Source organism: Arthrobacter sp. 135MFCol5.1, assembly GCF_000374865.1.
Lineage (GTDB): Bacteria > Actinomycetota > Actinomycetes > Actinomycetales > Micrococcaceae > Arthrobacter.
On the sequence record NZ_KB895487.1, the window covers coordinates 1 to 1,429 of the forward strand.

A 1,429-nucleotide genomic window follows, 5' to 3' on the forward strand; every position below is an offset into this window, starting at 1 on the left:
GCATCAACAGATCCCATGTACAACTCCTTCGTTGATCGCCGCAGGCATCCACCCGCGGAAGCATTCGCAAAACAATATTCCCGCACCGGGAAAAAAGCAATAGTCGATGCTGGAAAAGAGATATTCCGGGGCGTTGATACCCCGACAATGCGCCTGCATTAGCCTGGCGCTTGGCAGCAGTCGCCCCGATGTTTCGACTGCCGTCCTGGTGGTGCTCCCTTCCGCGTCGTGCGTTTTCCGGTTGACAGTTTTCCGGATCAGCGGCGCCTGTCTCGACCTGGCAGGGTGAAGGTCGGGCCGGTTCAAAGCCAGGACAGCGCCATCATCTGCGGCGCGCTCCCCCTCCCCCCGGGGGGTGGTCAGGAGTCGCTGATCGCATTTCATGCTCATATAGATCGCGCCTTTAGAGCCGAAATGTAGAGACGTCGGTGGGCTGCACAACATCAACGGAGACGTCACATTCAAGTCTGACAGGCATCTCAGGTGGGGGGCGGTCGGACGACGAGGAGGTTTACCCTCATCCGTTTGCGTACAGGCCGGGTCGCCCGCACGATGGTGAGCAGGGTTTGTGGGATTCTTGTGTACTGATCGGGGCCGCGTCCACGTTGACGACCTGCATGTACATCGCAAAGTACAACAGCCTAGGTCTAAATTGGGCTGACTGCGGGCGCAGGCGGGCGGTCACTTCTGGCTTTTCCTCACCAGCGCGACAACTGAATGGTCCCGCAGGGTACGGCCGGATCAATCTCGACCGTGTACCTGCCGTCGCCCCTTTGGGTGATGAGTAGGCCTTGCATGCGTTCCAATGCTGCCGGAATCAGCTGGTTAACTGCTTCGCTTAATCTCTTCTCCCGGCTTCGTCGGTCTTCAATGGCTGTTTCCGACACGGATGTAACGGTCCAATGCGATCGCGTGGTGATTTCGTTGACCGGGCAAGCATCAGCGAAAGACGGGGGGAAGAAAATAGCTTATATAAGGCAAGGTATTCCTTTAGGAGCGTCAGCGGCGTGGCCGGTTGCTCGGGGAGTACGTCGGGTCCGCGCAGATGTCGCGCGGACCCGACGGCCTTAGGGAAGGACGTGCCGGCGGCGGGCAGCGCGCCGGATAAGGGCGGTCGTTGTCAGCACCACCATGAGCACTGCGAAGACCGCGGCAACCGGCAGTCCGAGCGTATCGGGCCCTAGGCTGCTGATTCCGCTCGCGAGTTGGAGGGTTCCGTCGGACAGCTGTGCGCTTCCGTCGCTCAGCTGCGTCATTCCCGTGCTGAGCTGGTTCGCACCAACGGCCAGGGCCTGGCTGCCGTCAGCCAGCTGACGGTCTCCCCCGGCGAGCTGGTCGCCGCCGGTGGCGAGCTGGTTTACGCCGGATGAGAGCTGGTCACCGCCGGTGGCGAGCTGGTTTACGCCGGACGAGAGCTGGTCACCGCCGG

General features: G+C 61.3%; 1 pseudogene. It reads right to left on the minus strand.

Going from position 1 to position 1,429, the window contains the following annotated elements:
- Nucleotides 1–1,067: 1,067 nt before the first annotated feature.
- A pseudogene (locus C563_RS21785) lies at nucleotides 1,068–1,429 on the minus strand (hypothetical protein); the annotation flags it as partial.